The sequence below is a fragment of the Streptomyces sp. WMMB 322 genome (assembly GCF_900090145.1).
Lineage (GTDB): Bacteria > Actinomycetota > Actinomycetes > Streptomycetales > Streptomycetaceae > Streptomyces.
Window position 1 is genome coordinate 57,926 of record NZ_FMHI01000005.1, and the last position, 16,827, is coordinate 74,752.

Here is a 16,827-nt window from a genome sequence, read left to right on the forward strand (position 1 = left end):
GGACTACAGACCTCGGGGATCGGCGACAACGGCGTGACTGGGGTGCGAGTCGGAGCGTTCGGCGGCGGCCGCGTGCCTCTGCTTGAGAAACGTGCCCAGGCCGGAGCCCCTGCGGGCGCTGCCCGCGCGGTCTCCGGCGGTGCCGGGGGAGGAACCGGAAGCGGAGCCGGCGGCGGAGCGGGAGGAGAGCGCGGAGCCGGAGCGGCCACGGGCGGGCGCCGGGCGCACCGCCGCCGCCTTCCGCGAACCGGCACCGTACGGTGCGGGCGCCGCGCAGAACGCGCAGCGGTCTCCGATGAGTTCGAGGCCGCACCAGTGGCACTCGTCCCGTCGCACGGAGGAGACCAGCCGGTACAGCACCGAGACGTCGGGGATCGCGGCGGCGAACTCGACGAGCCTGCCGGTCCCCCACCAGCCGGCCGACTCCTCCGGCAGATACGCCTCCTGCACATTGCCGACGCGCCACTGCGGGGCGAGGGAGGCGGTGACCCAGTCGGAGTTGAGCTGGCCGATGGCGTAGGTGAGATGCGTGGGGAACTGGGGGCCGGTGAGCGCGGCCCTGACCACGCCGCGCGCGCCGCTGTCGGTGCGCACCAGCTGCGGCGTGGGCGTGGCCAGCACCGCGAACTGCGCCTTGGGGTTCCAGGACCTGGCGGCCGTCGTGTAGGAGAGCGGCAGGTGGTCGAGCTTGGCGACGGAACTCAGCAGCGCGCCCGCGTAGATGTAATGCGCGAGGAGGCGCACGGAGGCGCCCAGCACTCCGGGACTGAACTCGCACAGCGAGAGCTGCCTCAACTGCCGTACGAGGACTGCCGTGCCCAGCGGCGGGAGAGCCGTGGGCATCAGGGCGACCCGGTCGCTCTCCAGGACGGAGCGGATGGCGTGGAGCCTGTGCAGGAAGGGCTTGGGCAGCGTCGTGGGGTGGACGACGATCAGGTGACCGTTCTGGTCGATCAGCCGCTGCGTCTGGGCGACCGCCACGTCGAACGGCTGCTCGTCCGGCGGCTGGAAGACATGCGCCCGCGGTGTGTGCCGGTCCGGCGGGGGCAGCATGTGGCCGTGGCTGGTGACTGCTATTGCAGTGGTCATCCCCGCCCCCGAGCTCCAAGTCGGACCCTTGAGGCCCGAGTTCCCGATCACCGATGCCGATCTGACGACACCACACCTTACGGCCGGGAGCCCTGCCTCGGAACAACTTCGGCCCCTGCCGCTCTACCTGCCATACCCCGCGCCGTCCGTAGGTCAATCGGCTCGCGGGCCGGCACTCGTCCCGGGCGGGGACGAGTGCCGGGTCCTCGGCACCTCCTACCAGGGAATCTCCCTGACCTGCTGCACGCACAGCACGATGAAGAGCATCCCGGAGACGAAGAGCATCACGTTGCTGACGATGCCGTTGCGCCATTCACGCGGAGTGCGGTCCGAGTTGAGCAGCCACAGGAGCGTGAGCGCGAGGAACGGCATGAAGAACGCGCCGAGCACGCCGTAGACCACGACGAGCAGGAACGGCTGCTCCAGCCAGAGCAGGGCCATCGGCGGGAAGGTCAGCCACAGCAGGTACGCGCGGAACGGCAGTGACCGCTCACGCTGACCGCCGGCCACGGCCCGCACCGCCTTCTCGCCGGTGGCGTCCCCGCCGTCCCCGCCGGTGCCGTCCTCGCCGCCCGCGGCGCGTGCGGCACGCAGCCGTTCCACGAAGTCGGCGAACATCAGGCTGACTCCGTGCCACACGCCGATCAGCGACGTGAAGGACGTGGCGAAGAACCCGACGAGGAAGAGGGTGGAGGTGAACGAGCCGAAGCGGTCCGCGAGGACCTTGTCGAGGTCGGCCAGGCCCTTGTCGCCCTCGGCGATCGCGATGTTCGCCGAGTGCAGCAGCTCGGCGCCGACGATCAGCATGGCGACGACGAAGACGCCGGTGGTGATGTAGGCGACGCGGTTGTCGAGCCGCATCATCTTCATCCAGCTGCTGTCGGTCCAGCCCTTGGCGTTCACCCAGTACCCGTACGCGGCCATGGTGATGGTGCCGCCGACCCCGCCGATCAGGCCGAGGGTGTAGAAGACCGAGCCGTCCGGCAGGACCGGCACCAGCCCGGAGAAGGCGGCCCCGATGTCGGGCGAGACGAGTACCGCGACGTAGACGACGACCACGAACATGACGCCGATCATTGCCGTCATGACCTTCTCGAAGACGGCGTAGCGGTTGAACCAGACGAAGACGAGGCCCACGAGCCCGGTGATGATCGCCCACCCCTTGAGGTCGAGCACGCCGGGGAAGAGCGCGTCCAGTGGAAGCCCGGCGGAGGACATGGCCGTGCCGCCGTAGACGAAGCCCCAGATCACGACGTACACGGCGAAGTAGACCGTCGTCCAGGAGCCGAGCGAACGCCAGCCCTCGAAGATGGTGCGGCCGGTGGCCAGGTGCCAGCGGCCGGTCGCCTCGGCGAGCGCCACCTTGACGATGCAGCCGATGACCGCCGCCCACAGGAGGGTGTAGCCGAACTTGCTGCCCGCGATCAGGGTGGCGACCAGGTCGCCGGCACCGACTCCCGTCGCGGCGACGACGATGCCGGGGCCGATCAACTTCCAGCTTGCCTTGCGTACTTGCGGCCGGGTCTGCGCCTGAGACCTGCCGGGCGAGTCCGGGGTGGAGGCGGACGCTCCGCCCTGCTCGCTGTCCTCGGTTGTCATCACTGACCGCCTTTGCTCGTCCCCTCAAGAGGTCCTGCCCGGCGCATCCAATATCCCGAGGACGATCAGCACAAGAGCTGGGACGGCTGCCGGAAGCCTTGACAGGAAGATTGGTCTGGACCATCTTGTCGGTCAAGCGCAGGGCCCGCGCACCACGCTCCAGACCTTTTCTCCCCATCTCCCCCCACTCCGGAGGCAGTTGTGGCACGCGCAAGATTCCTGTCCCACTCCTACGCACGCCCCCGCGTCCTCGCCGCCGTCACGGCGGGCGCACTGACTCTGTGCGGACTGCTCACAGCCGGTGCCGCCGACGCGGGCGCAGCACCGGCGGCCGGCAAGGCTCCGGCCGTCGGAGCATCCGCCGTACCCGCGCACGCCGTGACGGGGTACTGGCAGAACTTCGACAACGGCGCAACGACCCAGAAGCTCTCCGACCTGCCGGACGACTACGACATCATCGCCGTGGCCTTCGCCGACGCCACGGGCACACCGGGCCAGGTGGACTTCAAGCTCGACCCGGCGACCGGCTACGGATCGGAGGAGGACTTCAAGGCCGACATCAAGGCGAAGCACGACGAGGGCAAGTCCGTCATCGTCTCGGTGGGCGGCGAGAAGGGCGCCGTCAGCGTGGCCGACGAGGCCTCCGCCGGCGCCTTCGCCGAGAGCATCGTCTCCCTCATGGACGAATACGGCTTCGACGGAGTCGACATCGACCTGGAGAACGGCCTCAACTCGACCTACATGACCAAGGCGCTGGACGACATCCACAGCAAGAAGAGCGACGTCGTGGTGACGATGGCCCCGCAGACCATCGACATGCAGTCCACCTCGACCGAGTACTTCAAGACGGCGCTGAACATCAAGGACTACCTGACGGTCGTCAACATGCAGTACTACAACAGCGGTTCGATGAACGGCTGCGACGGAAAGACCTACGCGCAGGGCGGCGTCGACTTCCTGACGGCACTCGCCTGCATCCAGCTCGAAGGCGGCCTCGACCCCTCACAGGTGGGCATCGGCACGCCCGCCTCACCGAGCGCCGCGGGCTCGGGCCACGTCGAGCCCGGCGTGGTGACGGACGCCCTGGACTGCCTGGCCGAGGGCACCAACTGCGGGAGCTTCAAGCCGGAGAAGAAGTACCCCGGCATCCGCGGGGCGATGACCTGGTCGACCAACTGGGACGCGGCCAACGGCAACAAGTGGGCGGGCACGGTCGGCCCGCACGTGCACGGGCTGCCGTAACTCCGGGCGCGCGGGCGCTCCCCCGCCGGGGCGGCCCGCCGGCCGCTGCGGGGTCTCCGCGGTCCCGTTCGCACGTGACGCCCCCCGGAGAGCATCTCCGGGGGGCGTCCTCCGTACTCGGCCGTGTGCGGAGTTCACCGCCGGGCCGGCGCCATGGTGCCGCCGCACCACACCGCCGGCCGGCAGCTGCCGGGCTCCGTCACAGGCGGCCCGGCGCTTACGGCTTCGGCAGCTTGCAGTCCGGCAGGCTCAGGTCGACCTTGTTCCCGGCCGCGATGCAGCTGGTGAGGGTGTGGGTCTGCTGCCCGTAGGCGATCCCCTCGTGAACGGTGACCTTGCCGTCCTTGTCCACCTCGCACGGGTTGTTGAGGGTGCATTCCTCGCCGTCCTCGTTACGGGTGTTGTTGATCCCGACGATCTTCCCGGACGAGTCGTCGATGACCGGAGAACCCGAGGTGCCGCCCTTGGTCTCGCACTCCTTCGTGTAGCGGATCGAGTCCTTCATGGTCCAGCCGTCCTCGCGCAGCTCGGGCACGAAGGCGTCGATCGAGCAGCTGAAGGTCTCCTTCCAGTACCCGGAGACCACAGTCATGGCCGTGCCCTCCTCCGGGTGCTCCGCCTGGACCTCGAGCGGGTCGATGCCCGTGTCGTTCTTGATCTCCTCGTATGTGGCGTCGAGTTCGTAGAGCGCGACGTCGGTGTCCGTCATCGTCCCGTAGGCGATCTTCGTGGAGGTCAGCGAGCCGGCGTCGCCGCCCTTGGCGTCCAGCAGCGTGAAGTTGCGCTTCACGTCCTCGTCGACGATGACCTGGCCCGGCTCCGGCATGCCCGCCTCACGGCAGTGCCCGTTGGTGAGCACGAGCCCGGGGTCGGACGCCTTCGACTCGGGCATCTTCACCAGCGAACCGGAGCAGTTGCTCAGCGCGACCGTGCCCGCGAAGTCCGGCGCGGCGGCCTTCGCGGCGGCGTTCGCGGCAGTCCGGGCGGCAGTGTCGGCGGCGCTGCCGGCGGCCTCGGCCTTGGGGGCCTCGGCGGCGAAGGCGGGTGCGGGGGCGACGGCGGTGACGGCGACGGCTCCGAAGAACGCCGTGGCCAGGACGCCGGCGAGAGGTCTTTTCATCGTGGGGGGGTTCCTCTCCTTGAGCGAATCGATGTGACGGTGATTCGTCGGGGGTGACGCCGTGCATTCTTGGGCAGGAGAGGCACCCCCACAAGACCCCGACTGCGCCCCCAGAAGCGGATGATGATGTTCCGCCAGGGGGGCGCCGTCGCGCGGGAATCCGTCTAGACGAACGGGCTGATCAGCGCCGCCACGGCGAAGCCGGCCACCGACAGGACGGATTCCAGCACCGTCCACGACTTGAGAGTGTCCCGCTCCGAGATGCCGAAGTACTTCGAGACGATCCAGAATCCGCCGTCGTTGACGTGCGAGGCGAAGATCGAACCCGCCGAGATCGCCATGATGACGAGCGCGATGTGCGGCTGCGAGTAGTCACCGGAGGACAGCAGCGGAGCCACGATGCCCGCCGTGGTGACGATCGCGACCGTCGCGGACCCCTGTGCGACCCGGAGCACGAGCGAGAGCAGGTACGACAGCACGATGACGGGAAGTCCCGCGTCGCCGAAGGTGTCCGCGAGCGCCTGGGCGACGCCGCTGCCGTCCAGCACCGCACCGAAGACCCCGCCCGCACCGACGACGAGCAGGATGTTGCCGATCGGCTTCAGCGAGGCCGTAGAGACGGTCTCCAGCGACTGACGCGACCAGCCGCGCCTCAGGCCGAGCAGCCAGTACGCCAGCAGCAGCGCGATCGTCAGCGCCACGAAGGGGTGCCCGAAGAACTCGATGACCGAGCGGAGCGTCGAGGGGCCGAGTGCGATCGAGGAGAACGTCGCCAGCAGGATCAGCACGAGCGGGGTGCCGATGATGCCGAGCACCACGGCGAGCGAGACGGGCCGCTCGGTGGAGACTCCCGCCGCCTTCTGCTCGGCCGCGACGGCCGCCTTGGCCTCCTCGGCCGCCTCGACCATGTCGTGCGGCACCTCGACGAAGAGGCGGTTGCCGATCCAGGCGGAGTACGCCCAGGCCGCGATCACGGCCGGGATGCCGGTGACGACGCCCATCAGGATGACCCAGCCGAGGTCGACCTTCAGCAGTCCCGCGGCCGCCACCGGGCCCGGGTGGGGCGGCAGGAACGCGTGCGTCATCGACAGTCCGGCCAGCAGCGGCATCGCGTAGAGGACGATCGATTTTCCGGAGCGTTTGGCCGCGGCGTAGACGATCGGCGCGAGGACGAAGATGCCGACGTCGAAGAAGACCGGGATGCCGAAGATGAGGCCGGTGAGGCCCATGGCCAGCGGTGCGCGCTTCTCCCCGAAGAGGGCCAGCAGACGGCTGGAGAGCGCTTCGGCTCCACCGCTGACCTCGAGTATCGCGCCCAGCATGGTGCCCAGCCCGATGATGATGGCCACGTGGCCGAGGATGCCGCCCATGCCGTCCTCGATGAGGGAGACGGCGTCGGACTTCTGCACGGTGCCGAAGAGTTCGGTCACGGAGAGCCCGGCGGCGAGACCGACGGCTATGGAGACGCCCAGGAGCGCCACGAAGGGCTGCAGCCGGACTTTGATGATCAGGAACAGCAGCAGCAGGATGCCCAGGGCGGCGACGGTCAGCAGACCTGGGGTGCCGCCTATGAGCGCGAGCAGGCCGCCTGTGTGCGGGGGCGCCTTCTCGGACGCGGATGCGAGCAGCATGGTGGACCTCGGGATTTCTGTGTCAACAGCCGTGGCTTTTCGGGGGGACGGGGGCGCGTGGGGGTGTGGTGCGCGGGAGCGCGGGGGCGGAGCCTGCGGGGGCAGGGCGCCCGATCGCGGCGGCGCGCTGGGGCCCGGCCGGGCGGAGCCCGGGCGATGCCCGGCCGGCGCGGAACCCGGCCGGCGCAGGGCCCGGCCGGCGCAGGGCCCGGTCCTGCTCAGCCCAGAACGGCGAGTGCGTCGATCTCGACGAGCAGCCCGGCCGGCAGGCCGACGTATACGGTCGTACGGGCCGCCGGGGCCTCGGTGAGGTCCGCGAAGTACTCGTTGTAGATCTCGTTGAACTCCGCGAAGTGCCCGGTGTCGGTCAGGTAGACGCGGATCATCACCACGTCCTCCCAACTCGCCCCGCCCTCCCGGAGGATGGCCTCGACGTTGGCGAAGGTGCGCAGCGTCTGTTCACGCAGCCCCGGGCCCACCGGCTCCGGCGCCCTGCCCGGCGCGGCGGGCGCGAAGCCGACCTGCCCCGCGACCTGGAGGATGTTCCCCTTGCGCACGCCGTGCGAGAACTTCGCGGGCGGAGTGGTGTGGGTGGGGGGTGTGAGGGCCGTCTTGGCCGGCTTCTCGCTCATGGCTGCCGTTCCTTGGAGGGGGTCTTTCCGGAGTACTCGTCGCTGATGGCGTCGGCGGTGCGCCGCACCAGCGGGAGAAGGGTGAGGAGTTCCTCGGCACTGACGACGACGTTGGGCGCCGATACGGACATGGCGGCCACGGCGCGCCCGTCCGGGCCGCGCACCGGGGCGCCGACACAGTTGATGGACTCCTCGTGGCCGCCCAGGTCGGTGGCCCAGCCCTGCTCGCGCACCTTCGCCAGTTCGGCGAGGAACGCCGCGGAGTCGGTGATCGAACGGGACGTGTAGCGGGGGTAGTCGAGCCGCTCGGCGATCGACCGGCGCTCGCCCTCCGGCAGATCGGCCAGCAGCAGCTTCGCGACCGCGGCGACGGTGATGGCCACCGGCTTGCCGATCCGCGAGTACATCCGCACCGGGTAGCGGCTCTCCACCTTGTCGATGTAGAGGACCTCGTCCTCCTCGTGGACGGCGAGGTGGACGGTGTGTCCCGTCCTCGCGTTCAGCTCCACGAGGTGCGGATGGGCGATCTCGCGCACGTCCAGGTTCTCCACGGCCTGCTGCGCGAGCGCGAAGAGCCGCGTTCCCAGCCGGTAGCGCTGGTCGGGCTGGCGGTGGACGATGCCGTGCTCGTGGAGCGTGCGCAGGAGCCGCAGGGCGGTGGACTTGTGCACGCCGAGCCGGTTCGCGACCTGCTCGAGGTTCGCCGGCCCCTCGGCCAGGAGGGGCAGGATGCTCAGTGCCCGGTCCACGGTCTGGCTCATGATGCGTCCGCCTTCCGCGTGTTCCATCCCGGGGCGAGGTGCAGGGCCCGCCAGTCCTCGTCGTCCAGGGCGGCCAGCCGGTCGGCGACCTCGCGCGACGGGGGCTCCGCGAGATCGCCCGGCACCGTGAGGGCGGCCGCCGCGGTGAGATGACCGTGCCGCAGCCGTTCGCGCAGGGGCAGCCCGCGCAGCGTCGCCGAGAGGAACCCGGCGGCGAATCCGTCGCCGGCGCCGACGGCTCCGGCGACGTCGATCCGCAGGGCCGGCTCGAAGTGGACGGTGTCGGCGGCCTCCCCGTCCCCGTCCCCGTCCCCGTCTCCGTCGCCGCGCACGAACGCCGTCGCTCCCTTGCGTCCCTGTTTGACGACGAGCACCGCCGGTTCGGGCAGCCGTTCCCTGATCCCTTCAGGTCCGCCGGTCACGCCCCACGCCGCGGCCGCCTCGTCCTCGCCGGCGAAGACGAGGTCGCAGCCGCGGGCGAGTTCGAGGAGCACGCCGGGGCCGGGTGCGGGGTCGCCGTCCGGGCGGTCCCACAGACCGACGCGGTAGTTGACGTCGAAGGAGACGAGCGGACGGTACGGGCGCGGCCCCGTGAGCAGCCGCATCAGCTCCAGGCACTCCTCGGACAGCGCCGCGGTGATGCCGGTGACGTGCAGCACGGAGGTGTCGTCGACGGACGTGAGGTCCACGGTGCGGGGCGACATGGCGGAAGCGGCCGACCCGGCGCGGTAGTAGACGACCTCGGCGGTGCCGCCGCCGGATGCGTCGAGGGTGGTGGGCCGCTCGCCCTCCGTGCGGAAATAGATGCCCGTGGGGCGTCCCGGGTCGCGTCCGACGAAGCCGACGTCGACCCCGCGGGCGGCGACGGTCTCCACCAGGTGGTCGCCGAACCCGTCGGTGCCGACGCGGCTGACCCACCGCACGTGGTGGCCCGAACCGGCAAGCGCACAGGCCACGTTGGACTCCGCCCCGCCGATGGCCCGGTCGAACGACGGCACGTCCGCGAGCCGTCCGGCCTGCGACGGCAGGAACGTGACCATGGATTCGCCGAGGCAGACGACGTCGCTGCTCACCACTGCCGGCATCCGCTCCCTCATCGATTGACGGGTGTTCGGCGGGATGCTAAACAGCTCTGAGCGAAATACGCAATGTCTATTGCAGATGCTGCAACGGCACGGCTCGGTGCAGCGGAGCAGGAGTCCATATGGCCGGCGCGGACCCTCTCGCCTCCCTCTCCGAGGAGCGCATCGACCACCGCTTCAAGGGGCTGCCTCCGGACGCCGCCGGCTCCACCGTCGCCGCCCTCACCGCGGAGGGCCGCAACCTCTTCACCGGCGGTTTCACCACACCGGTTCTCGCGCTGTCCGCGGAGCGCCTGGAGCACAACCTCGGCCTGATGCGGACCTACACGGAGCGGCACGGCCTCGCCTTCGCGCCGCACGGCAAGACCTCCATGGCCCCGCAGCTCTTCCACCGCCAACTCGCCCACGGCGCCTGGGGGATCACCCTCGCCGTGCCCCATCAGGTGCGTGTGGCCAGGGCGTTCGGAGTCCAGCGGATCTTCCTCGCCAACGAACTCGTCGACCCCGCCGCACTCCGCTGGATCTCCCAGGAGCTCGACACCGACCCGGACTTCCGCTTCGTCTGCTACGCCGATTCCACCGAGGGCGTGGCACAGATGGACGCCGCCCTGAAGGAGGCCGGGGCGACACGCCCCGTCGACGTCGTCGCCGAACTCGCCGCCGGCGAGGGCGCCCGCACCGGAGCCCGCACCGAGGCCGAGTGCGAGGCGGTCGCCGACGCCGTCGCCGACGCGTCCACCCTGCGCCTGGCCGGCGTCGCGGGCTACGAGGGCGAAGTCCCGGGCGCCTCACCGGAGACGGTCACGGCATGGCTGCGCCGCCTGACCGCGCTGGCCGTCGACTTCGACGCCGCCGGGCGCTTCGACGGGCTCACCGAGATCGTCCTCAGCGCCGGCGGCAGCGCATGGTTCGACGCGGTCGCCGACGTCTTCGCCGAACTGCCCCCGCTGACGCTGCCGGTGCTGAAGCTGCTCCGCTCGGGCGCCTACGTGTCGCACGACGACGGCGCCTACCGCGAGAAGACCCCCTTCAACCGCGTCCCCGAAGAGGGCGCGCTCCAGGCGGCGTTCACGCTCTGGGCGCAGGTCGTCTCCCGTCCCGCTCCCGGCCAGGCGTTCCTCAACGCGGGCAAGCGCGACGCCGCTTTCGACCTGCACCTGCCGCAGCCGCACACCGTCCGCGCCGGCGACGGCACGACGAGAGCGGCGGACGGCATCACCGTCACCGCCCTCTCCGACCAGCACGCCTGGGTCCGCACCGAAGCGCCCCTGGAGGTCGGGGAATGGGTGGGCCTCGGCCTGTCGCACCCGTGCACGATCTTCGACAAGTGGCAGCTCATCCCCGAGACGACCGCGGACGGCACCGTGACCGGCTACGTCCGCACGTTCTTCTGAGCGCCGGACGGCCCGCACCGGCTCCGAAGGGACCGCCCGCATGGACCTGCTCATCCGCAACGCCGACGTCGTCGACGGCTCCGGGACGAGCGCCCCGTACCGCGCCGACGTCGCCGTGGAGAACGGCCGGATCACCGCCGTCACACGCGAGTCGGACGGCGCGGGCGCCCGCGCGGCCGGAGCCCGGCGAACACTCGACGCCACGGGCCTCGCCCTCGCTCCCGGCTTCATCGACATGCACGCCCACTCCGACCTGGCCCTGCTGCGCGACCCGGACCACTCGGCGAAGGCCGCGCAGGGCGTCACGCTCGAAGTCCTCGGCCAGGACGGGCTCTCCTACGCCCCGGTGGACGACCGCACCCTCGAAGAGGTGCGCAGCGCCATCAGCGGCTGGAACGGCAGCCCGCCCGGGGACACCTCCCCCGATGCCCTCGACTTCGACTGGCGCACCGTCGGCGAATACCTGGACCGCATCGACCGCCAGGGCACCGCCGTCAACGCCGCCTACCTCGTGCCGCAGGGCAGCGTCCGCATGCTCGCCGTCGGCTGGGACGACCGGCCCGCGACGCCCGCCGAGACCGGGACCATGCGGCGCCTGGTCGCCGAGGGCCTGGAACAGGGCGCGGTGGGCATGTCCTCCGGCCTCACGTACACGCCGGGCATGTACGCCTCCGACGCCGAACTCACCGAACTGTGCCGCACGGTGGCCACCCACGGCGGCTACTACTGCCCGCACCACCGCTCGTACGGCAAGGGCGCGCTCCAGGCCTACGAGGAGATGGTCGCCCTCACACGGGAGGCGGGCTGCGCCCTCCATCTCGCCCACGCCACCATGAACTTCGGCGTCAACAAGGGCAGAGCGCCCGAACTGACGGCCCTCCTCGACCGTGCGCTCGCCGCCGGCGCGGACATCACCCTGGACACCTATCCCTACACTCCCGGCTGCACGACGCTGGTGGCGATGCTGCCGAGCTGGGCGAGCGCCGGCGGCCCCGAGGCCGTCATGGCGAGGCTGTCGGACGAGGAGACGTGTGCGCGCATCCGGCATGTCATGGAGGTCGAGGGAGCCGACGGCTGCCACGGCGTCCCGATGGACTGGGACACCATCGAGATCTCCGGTGTCGGCGACCCGGCCCTGGCCGGCCATGTCGGCAGGACCGTCGCGCAGTCGGCGGCGGAGGCGGGCGAGGAGCCCTTCGCCACGGCCCGGCGTCTGCTGATCGAGGACAGGCTGGGCACGACGATCCTCCAGCACGTGGGCCACGAGGAGAACGTGCGCCACATGATGCGCCACCCCGCCCACACCGGCGGCAGCGACGGCATCCTCCAGGGCGCGAAGCCGCATCCGCGCGCGTACGGGACGTTTCCGCAGTATCTCGGCCGCTACGTACGGGAGTTGGGCGTGCTCTCCCTGGAGGAGTGCGTCGCCCACCTCACCTCGCGCCCGGCCGCACGACTGCGCCTGCCCGACCGGGGCCTGGTCCGGGAGGGCTACCGGGCGGACCTCGTCCTGTTCGACCCGGCCACGGTCGCCCCGGGCGCGACGTTCGACAATCCGCGCGTGCTGCCCACAGGCATCCCGCACGTGCTGATCGACGGCCGCTTCGTCATGGAGGACGGCCGCCGCACCGATGTCCTGGCCGGGCGCTCGGTCCGGCGCACCCCGCGGCAGGCGGCCCCGCCGCGCTGACCTTACCGGCGTGCGGCGCGGGCCCGGGGGATCCTCCCCGGCGCAGCCCTCCGACAACGCGAGGCCCTGGCTGCGGCCCGGGCGGACGCCGTGCGGCTCTCGCCGCGGCCGGGCGGAGAACCGACGTCGGGCATCAGGGGCGTGCCGCGGGACCAGAGCCGTCAGAGCGGGTTGAGGCGGGCCTTGAGCAGGCAGAACTCGTTGCCCTCGGGATCGGCGAGGACGTGCCAGGGCTCCTCGCCGCTCTGGCCGATGTCGGCCCGGCGCGCCCCGAGCTTCAGCAGGCGTTCGAGCTCCGCGTCCATGTCGCGGTCGGTGGCGTTGACGTCGATGTGCAGCCGGGACTTCCCCTTCTCCGGCTCGTCCCTGCTGCTGAGGATGATCGTCGGCTGCGGGCCGCCGAACCCTTCGCGCGGCCCGATCTCGAGGGTGCCGTCGTCCTCGCGGTCGAGCACCACGAAGTCCAGGACCTCGCACCAGAACCGCGCCAGCACGTCGGGCTCGCGGCAACCGAGCACGAGTTCACTGATGCGACAAGCCATACGAACCTACTCTCAGCGTGGGAACCGACTGCCGGGACGGCCGCGCGCGGATCTCTTGATCTCCTGGCTCCCGGAAGGGCACAGACCCCGAGACCGTACTGGGCGGGGCGAGCAGGTGCGAAGGGATTTCCTGAGGGGCATCCCCGGGCCGCAGAACCGGAGTTGAGCTCTCTCGCGCCCGTGAGGACGGAACCGGGCAGGGCCCTGACCGGCAGGTGCGTGCCGGGCGTCGCCCCGGACGGCCCGGCGCCCGTGCCGGCTCCGGGCCCGCCCCGGCTCGCCCGGGCCTGCGTCCCGGGCTCGCCGGGCGCAAGGGCTACGCGTGCTGGTAGGCCACCAGCGAGATCCCCACGTAGTGCACGATGAACGCGGCCAGTGTGAACGAGTGGAAGACCTCGTGGAACCCGAACCAGCGCGGTGACGGGTTGGGCCGCTTGATGCCGTAGACGACACCGCCGGCGCTGTACAGCAGTCCGCCGACGACCACGCACACCAGCACGGCGATGCCGCCCTCGCGCAGGAAGTCGGGCAGGTAGAAGACGGCCGCCCACCCCATCGCGATGTAGCACGGCGTGTAGAGCCAGCGCGGGGCGCCGACCCAGAACACGCGGAAGCCGATGCCGAGGAGAGCCGCGGCCCAGATCCCCCACAGCAGCGGCGATCCGGGTCCGGCGGGCAGGAGCAGGATGGTCAGCGGCGTGTACGTCCCGGCGATGATCAGGAAGATGTTGGCGTGGTCGAGGCGGCGCAGTACGGCGTTTGCCCTCGGCCCCCACTCCCCCCGGTGGTAGAGGGCGCTCACACCGAAGAGCAGACACGCCGTCAGCGTGTATACGGCGCAGGCGATGCGGCCGCGGGTGCTGTCGGCGAGCGCGGTCAGGAATATCCCGGCGGCGAGCACGGCGGGGAACATCCCGGCGTGCAGCCAGCCGCGCAGCCGCGGCTTGATCATCGCGGGGATCGCGGCTGCACCCCGGGAAGCAGCCGAAGTGACCGCCGTGGCGGCCGACTCCAAGGTGGCGGCGGCAGAACTGCCGGTGCTCTCCGGCTTCTGGATCCCGTCCGCCCCGTCTTCGGAGTCCGCGCAGTTCACAGGCTCAAGCGGAGGGGGCGCGTCAGTCATACGGCCCATCGTAGCTACGGGGCCGTAACCGGCGACATGCTCTTTCGAGGCCACAGGCCGCTCATCGGAGTGGTGATGGACACATCCTTTCCATCTGGACAGGCGGCCGATACGCTCCCATGCTCAGAGGAGCAAGGGTGACACCGGATGAGCGAGCCGCGCCGACGCACCAGCACAGCACCACCACCACGAACGCATCCGGGTCGCGGCCCCCAAGGGGCGAGTTCAAGCACAAAGCAGAAAAAATGCGGATACCAGTGCAGTTGTCCGCCGAACCCTCAACGTCTGGAGAGATCGTGGCGCGCAGTTCTGCGGCTCCCGCCATCAACCCCGTTCCCACCCGCCACCAGGAGTTGGTCTCCTGGGTCGAGGAAATCGCCGCTCTCACAGAACCGGACCGGATCGTCTGGTGCAACGGCTCCGAGTCGGAGTACGAGCGCCTGTGCGAAGAGCTCGTCGAGAAGGGCACGTTCACCAAGCTGGACCCGGTGAAACGGCCGCACTCCTACTACGCCGCCTCCGACCCCAGCGATGTCGCACGCGTCGAGGGCCGCACGTTCATCTGCTCCGAGAAGGAGGAGGACGCCGGCCCCACCAACCACTGGAAGGCCCCCGACGAGATGCGGGCCGTCTTCCAGGGCGAGAACGGTGAGGGAGGAATCTTCCGCGGCTGCATGCGCGGCCGCACCATGTACGTCGTCCCCTTCTGCATGGGCCCGCTCGGCTCCCCGCTCTCCGCCCTGGGAGTCGAGATCACCGACTCCGCGTACGTCGCCGTCTCGATGCGCACCATGACGCGCATGGGACAGCAGGTCCTCGACGAGCTCGGCGAGGACGGCTTCTTCGTCAAGGCGGTCCACAGCGTCGGCGCCCCGCTGGAGGCCGGCGAGCAGGACGTGCCCTGGCCGTGCAACGACACCAAGTACATCTCCCACTTCCCCGAGAGCCGCGAGATCTGGTCCTTCGGATCGGGCTACGGCGGCAACGCCCTGCTCGGCAAGAAGTGCTACGCGCTGCGCATCGCCTCCGTCATGGCGCGCGACGAGGGCTGGCTCGCCGAGCACATGCTCGTGCTCAAACTCACCCCGCCGCGCGGTGAGTCCAAGTACGTCGCCGCAGCATTCCCCTCGGCCTGCGGGAAGACGAACCTCGCCATGCTCGAGCCCACCGTCAAGGGCTGGACCGTGGAGACCATCGGCGACGACATCGCGTGGATGCGCTTCGGCGAGGACGGACGGCTGTACGCCATCAACCCGGAGGCCGGCTTCTTCGGCGTCGCCCCCGGTACCGGCGAGCACACCAACGCCAACGCCATGAAGACCCTCTGGGGCAACTCGGTCTTCACCAACGTCGCCCTCACCGACGACGGCGACGTGTGGTGGGAGGGCATGACCGAGGAGACGCCCGCTCACCTCACCGACTGGAAGGGCAACGACTGGACCCCCGAGTCGGGGACGCCGGCAGCCCACCCCAACGCCCGCTTCACCACCCCGGCCGGGCAGTGCCCGATCATCGCGCCGGAGTGGGAGGACCCGAGGGGCGTGCCCATCTCCGCGATCCTCTTCGGCGGCCGCCGCGCCACCGCGGTGCCGCTGGTGACGGAGTCCTTCAGCTGGCAGCACGGCGTCTTCCTCGGCGCGAACGTCGCCAGCGAGAAGACCGCCGCGGCCGAGGGCAAGGCAGGCGAGCTGCGCCGCGACCCGTTCGCGATGCTCCCCTTCTGCGGCTACAACATGGGCGACTACTTCGCCCACTGGGTGAACGTCGGCAAGAACGCCGACCAGGCCAAGCTGCCGAAGATCTACTACGTCAACTGGTTCAAGAAGGACCAGGACGGCAAGTTCGTCTGGCCCGGCTTCGGCGAGAACAGCCGCGTGCTCAAGTGGATCGTGCAGCGGCTGAACGGCGAGGCGGAGGGCGTCGAGACGCCCATCGGCGTTCTTCCCACGAAGGAGGCCCTCGACCGGGACGGCCTCGACATGACGGACGCGGAGCTCGACTTCGTGCTGGAGGTGGACAAGGAGGTCTGGCGCGACGAAGCCGCGCTGGTCCCGGAGCACCTCAACACCTTCGGTGACCACACGCCGAAGGAACTGTGGGACGAATACCGCGCGTTGGTCGAGCGGTTGGGCTGACGCCCGCCGTCTTCCGGTTGCACAATGGCGCCCCTCACCGTCGGGTGAGGGGCGCCATTGTGTGCGGACACCGTTCGCCGCGAGCGCCGCGGACAGGTGCGTGCCGGTCCGTCCCGTTCCATGCGCGCCATGTGACGGAGGCACTTGTCGTCCGGACCTTAAATGTACATGGCTCAACTTTAGACCGAGTCTAAGTTAGGCTGTCATCCAGGCGACGCGACGCAGGAGGCCGACCGTGTACGAACCGATCCGCAGCAAGTCGGTACATGCCATGGCCGAGGCCGACTTCCCCCACCGCACGCGGGAAGAGGAGCTGGACATCCGTCTGGCCGGGCACCTCACGGCACTGCTGACGGTGACGGACGAGCTGCGGGCCCTCACTCCGTCCGACGAACTGGACGAGGCCGCGGAGGAGCTGGCCGCCCAGGTCACGCGCCTGCGCGACGGTACCGCCCCCCTGCGGGCCGCGCCGTCGGAGCATCTCGCCGACCCGGCGCACATCGACTCCCTGCACCACAGGGCCCACACCCTCGCGGGCCACGCGGTCGTGATCGCCACGTACCGGAACGACGAACCCGCCGTCGTGGTGGCCAGCCAGTCCCGCGACTTCCACGCCTCGGCCCTCGGCCTCACGGCTGCCTGACCGCGAGGCGCCGAGAGCACACACGTGCACCGAGGTGCGTGAGGCAGATGAGCGGCACTGGACCGAGGAACGTCGAGCTGCGCCGGCGGCCGCCGACGGCGGGAGGTGCGGGCCGCACCCATGACGCGGGGACATGCGCGCCCG

14 protein-coding genes are annotated in these 16,827 nt (G+C 70.6%); 5 read left to right on the forward strand and 9 right to left on the reverse strand.

What is annotated here, in order from left to right:
- Positions 1-3: 3 nt before the first annotated feature.
- A complete protein-coding gene (locus tag H180DRAFT_RS10140) occupies positions 4-1,089 on the reverse strand; it encodes a hypothetical protein (RefSeq protein WP_175437753.1) in 1,086 nt (361 codons plus the stop codon).
- A gap of 216 nt (positions 1,090-1,305) precedes the next feature.
- Positions 1,306-2,688, reverse strand: a complete 1,383-nt coding sequence (locus H180DRAFT_RS10145) for an Nramp family divalent metal transporter (RefSeq protein WP_055485701.1) — start codon at positions 2,686-2,688, stop codon at positions 1,306-1,308.
- Positions 2,689-2,976: 288 nt separating this feature from the next.
- Here H180DRAFT_RS10145 and H180DRAFT_RS10150 point away from each other — a divergent pair, with 288 nt between their 5' ends.
- Positions 2,977-3,930 carry a chitinase gene (locus H180DRAFT_RS10150; protein WP_368073121.1) on the forward strand — a complete coding sequence of 318 codons (954 nt, stop codon included), beginning with the start codon at positions 2,977-2,979 and terminating at the stop codon, positions 3,928-3,930.
- Positions 3,931-4,147: 217 nt separating this feature from the next.
- Here the strand turns inward: H180DRAFT_RS10150 and H180DRAFT_RS10155 are convergent, their stop codons facing one another.
- The 5 genes from H180DRAFT_RS10155 to H180DRAFT_RS10175 form a co-directional block, all read right to left on the reverse strand.
- Positions 4,148-5,050 (reverse strand): S1 family peptidase, encoded by a 903-nt coding sequence (locus H180DRAFT_RS10155; protein WP_055485703.1) that lies wholly within the window; start codon positions 5,048-5,050, stop codon positions 4,148-4,150.
- A gap of 164 nt (positions 5,051-5,214) precedes the next feature.
- Entirely contained in the window at positions 5,215-6,681 is a 1,467-nt protein-coding gene (locus tag H180DRAFT_RS10160) for a GntP family permease (protein WP_055485704.1), read from the reverse strand.
- 218 nt (positions 6,682-6,899) lie between these two features.
- Positions 6,900-7,313, reverse strand: a complete 414-nt coding sequence (locus H180DRAFT_RS10165) for a RidA family protein (RefSeq protein WP_055485705.1) — start codon at positions 7,311-7,313, stop codon at positions 6,900-6,902.
- Entirely contained in the window at positions 7,310-8,074 is a 765-nt protein-coding gene (locus tag H180DRAFT_RS10170) for an IclR family transcriptional regulator (protein WP_055485951.1), read from the reverse strand. Before H180DRAFT_RS10170 ends, H180DRAFT_RS10165 begins: the two co-directional genes overlap by 4 nt.
- Entirely contained in the window at positions 8,071-9,159 is a 1,089-nt protein-coding gene (locus H180DRAFT_RS10175; RefSeq protein WP_254665958.1) for a sugar kinase, read from the reverse strand. Before H180DRAFT_RS10175 ends, H180DRAFT_RS10170 begins: the two co-directional genes overlap by 4 nt.
- Positions 9,160-9,278: 119 nt before the next feature.
- Here H180DRAFT_RS10175 and H180DRAFT_RS10180 point away from each other — a divergent pair, with 119 nt between their 5' ends.
- A complete protein-coding gene (locus H180DRAFT_RS10180) occupies positions 9,279-10,550 on the forward strand; it encodes a type III PLP-dependent enzyme domain-containing protein (RefSeq protein ID WP_055485707.1) in 1,272 nt (423 codons plus the stop codon).
- Between the two features lie 40 nt (positions 10,551-10,590).
- The gene (locus tag H180DRAFT_RS10185) at positions 10,591-12,240 is read left to right on the forward strand and encodes an N-acyl-D-amino-acid deacylase family protein (RefSeq protein WP_055485708.1); all 1,650 of its coding nucleotides are present in this window, start codon (positions 10,591-10,593) and stop codon (positions 12,238-12,240) included.
- A 161-nt stretch (positions 12,241-12,401) separates the two neighbouring features.
- Here H180DRAFT_RS10185 and H180DRAFT_RS10190 read toward each other — a convergent pair whose 3' ends face one another.
- Positions 12,402-12,782: a VOC family protein gene (locus tag H180DRAFT_RS10190; RefSeq protein WP_055485709.1), complete on the reverse strand. Its 381-nt coding sequence runs from the start codon at positions 12,780-12,782 to the stop codon at positions 12,402-12,404.
- Between the two features lie 316 nt (positions 12,783-13,098).
- Positions 13,099-13,734 (reverse strand): PAQR family membrane homeostasis protein TrhA, encoded by a 636-nt coding sequence (locus H180DRAFT_RS10195; protein WP_079100027.1) that lies wholly within the window; start codon positions 13,732-13,734, stop codon positions 13,099-13,101.
- Positions 13,735-14,201: 467 nt separating this feature from the next.
- Here H180DRAFT_RS10195 and H180DRAFT_RS10200 point away from each other — a divergent pair, with 467 nt between their 5' ends.
- Together H180DRAFT_RS10200 and H180DRAFT_RS10205 are read left to right on the forward strand one after the other, a co-directional pair.
- Complete coding sequence (locus H180DRAFT_RS10200; protein WP_055485710.1) at positions 14,202-16,040, forward strand: phosphoenolpyruvate carboxykinase (GTP); 1,839 nt, start codon at positions 14,202-14,204, stop codon at positions 16,038-16,040.
- Between the two features lie 235 nt (positions 16,041-16,275).
- Complete coding sequence (locus tag H180DRAFT_RS10205; RefSeq protein WP_055485711.1) at positions 16,276-16,683, forward strand: SCO4983 family protein; 408 nt, start codon at positions 16,276-16,278, stop codon at positions 16,681-16,683.
- The last annotated feature ends 144 nt before the right edge of the window (positions 16,684-16,827 follow it).

Coding starts and splice junctions, on each gene's coding strand:
- H180DRAFT_RS10140 (WP_175437753.1), bottom strand. CDS start 1,089: ATGACCACTGCAATAGCAGTCACCAGCCACGGCCACATGCTGCCCCCG.
- H180DRAFT_RS10145 (WP_055485701.1), bottom strand. CDS start 2,688: ATGACAACCGAGGACAGCGAGCAGGGCGGAGCGTCCGCCTCCACCCCG.
- H180DRAFT_RS10155 (WP_055485703.1), bottom strand. CDS start 5,050: ATGAAAAGACCTCTCGCCGGCGTCCTGGCCACGGCGTTCTTCGGAGCC.
- H180DRAFT_RS10160 (WP_055485704.1), bottom strand. CDS start 6,681: ATGCTGCTCGCATCCGCGTCCGAGAAGGCGCCCCCGCACACAGGCGGC.
- H180DRAFT_RS10165 (WP_055485705.1), bottom strand. CDS start 7,313: ATGAGCGAGAAGCCGGCCAAGACGGCCCTCACACCCCCCACCCACACC.
- H180DRAFT_RS10170 (WP_055485951.1), bottom strand. CDS start 8,074: ATGAGCCAGACCGTGGACCGGGCACTGAGCATCCTGCCCCTCCTGGCC.
- H180DRAFT_RS10175 (WP_254665958.1), bottom strand. CDS start 9,159: ATGCCGGCAGTGGTGAGCAGCGACGTCGTCTGCCTCGGCGAATCCATG.
- H180DRAFT_RS10180 (WP_055485707.1), top strand. CDS start 9,279: ATGGCCGGCGCGGACCCTCTCGCCTCCCTCTCCGAGGAGCGCATCGAC.
- H180DRAFT_RS10185 (WP_055485708.1), top strand. CDS start 10,591: ATGGACCTGCTCATCCGCAACGCCGACGTCGTCGACGGCTCCGGGACG.
- H180DRAFT_RS10190 (WP_055485709.1), bottom strand. CDS start 12,782: ATGGCTTGTCGCATCAGTGAACTCGTGCTCGGTTGCCGCGAGCCCGAC.
- H180DRAFT_RS10195 (WP_079100027.1), bottom strand. CDS start 13,734: ATGATCAAGCCGCGGCTGCGCGGCTGGCTGCACGCCGGGATGTTCCCC.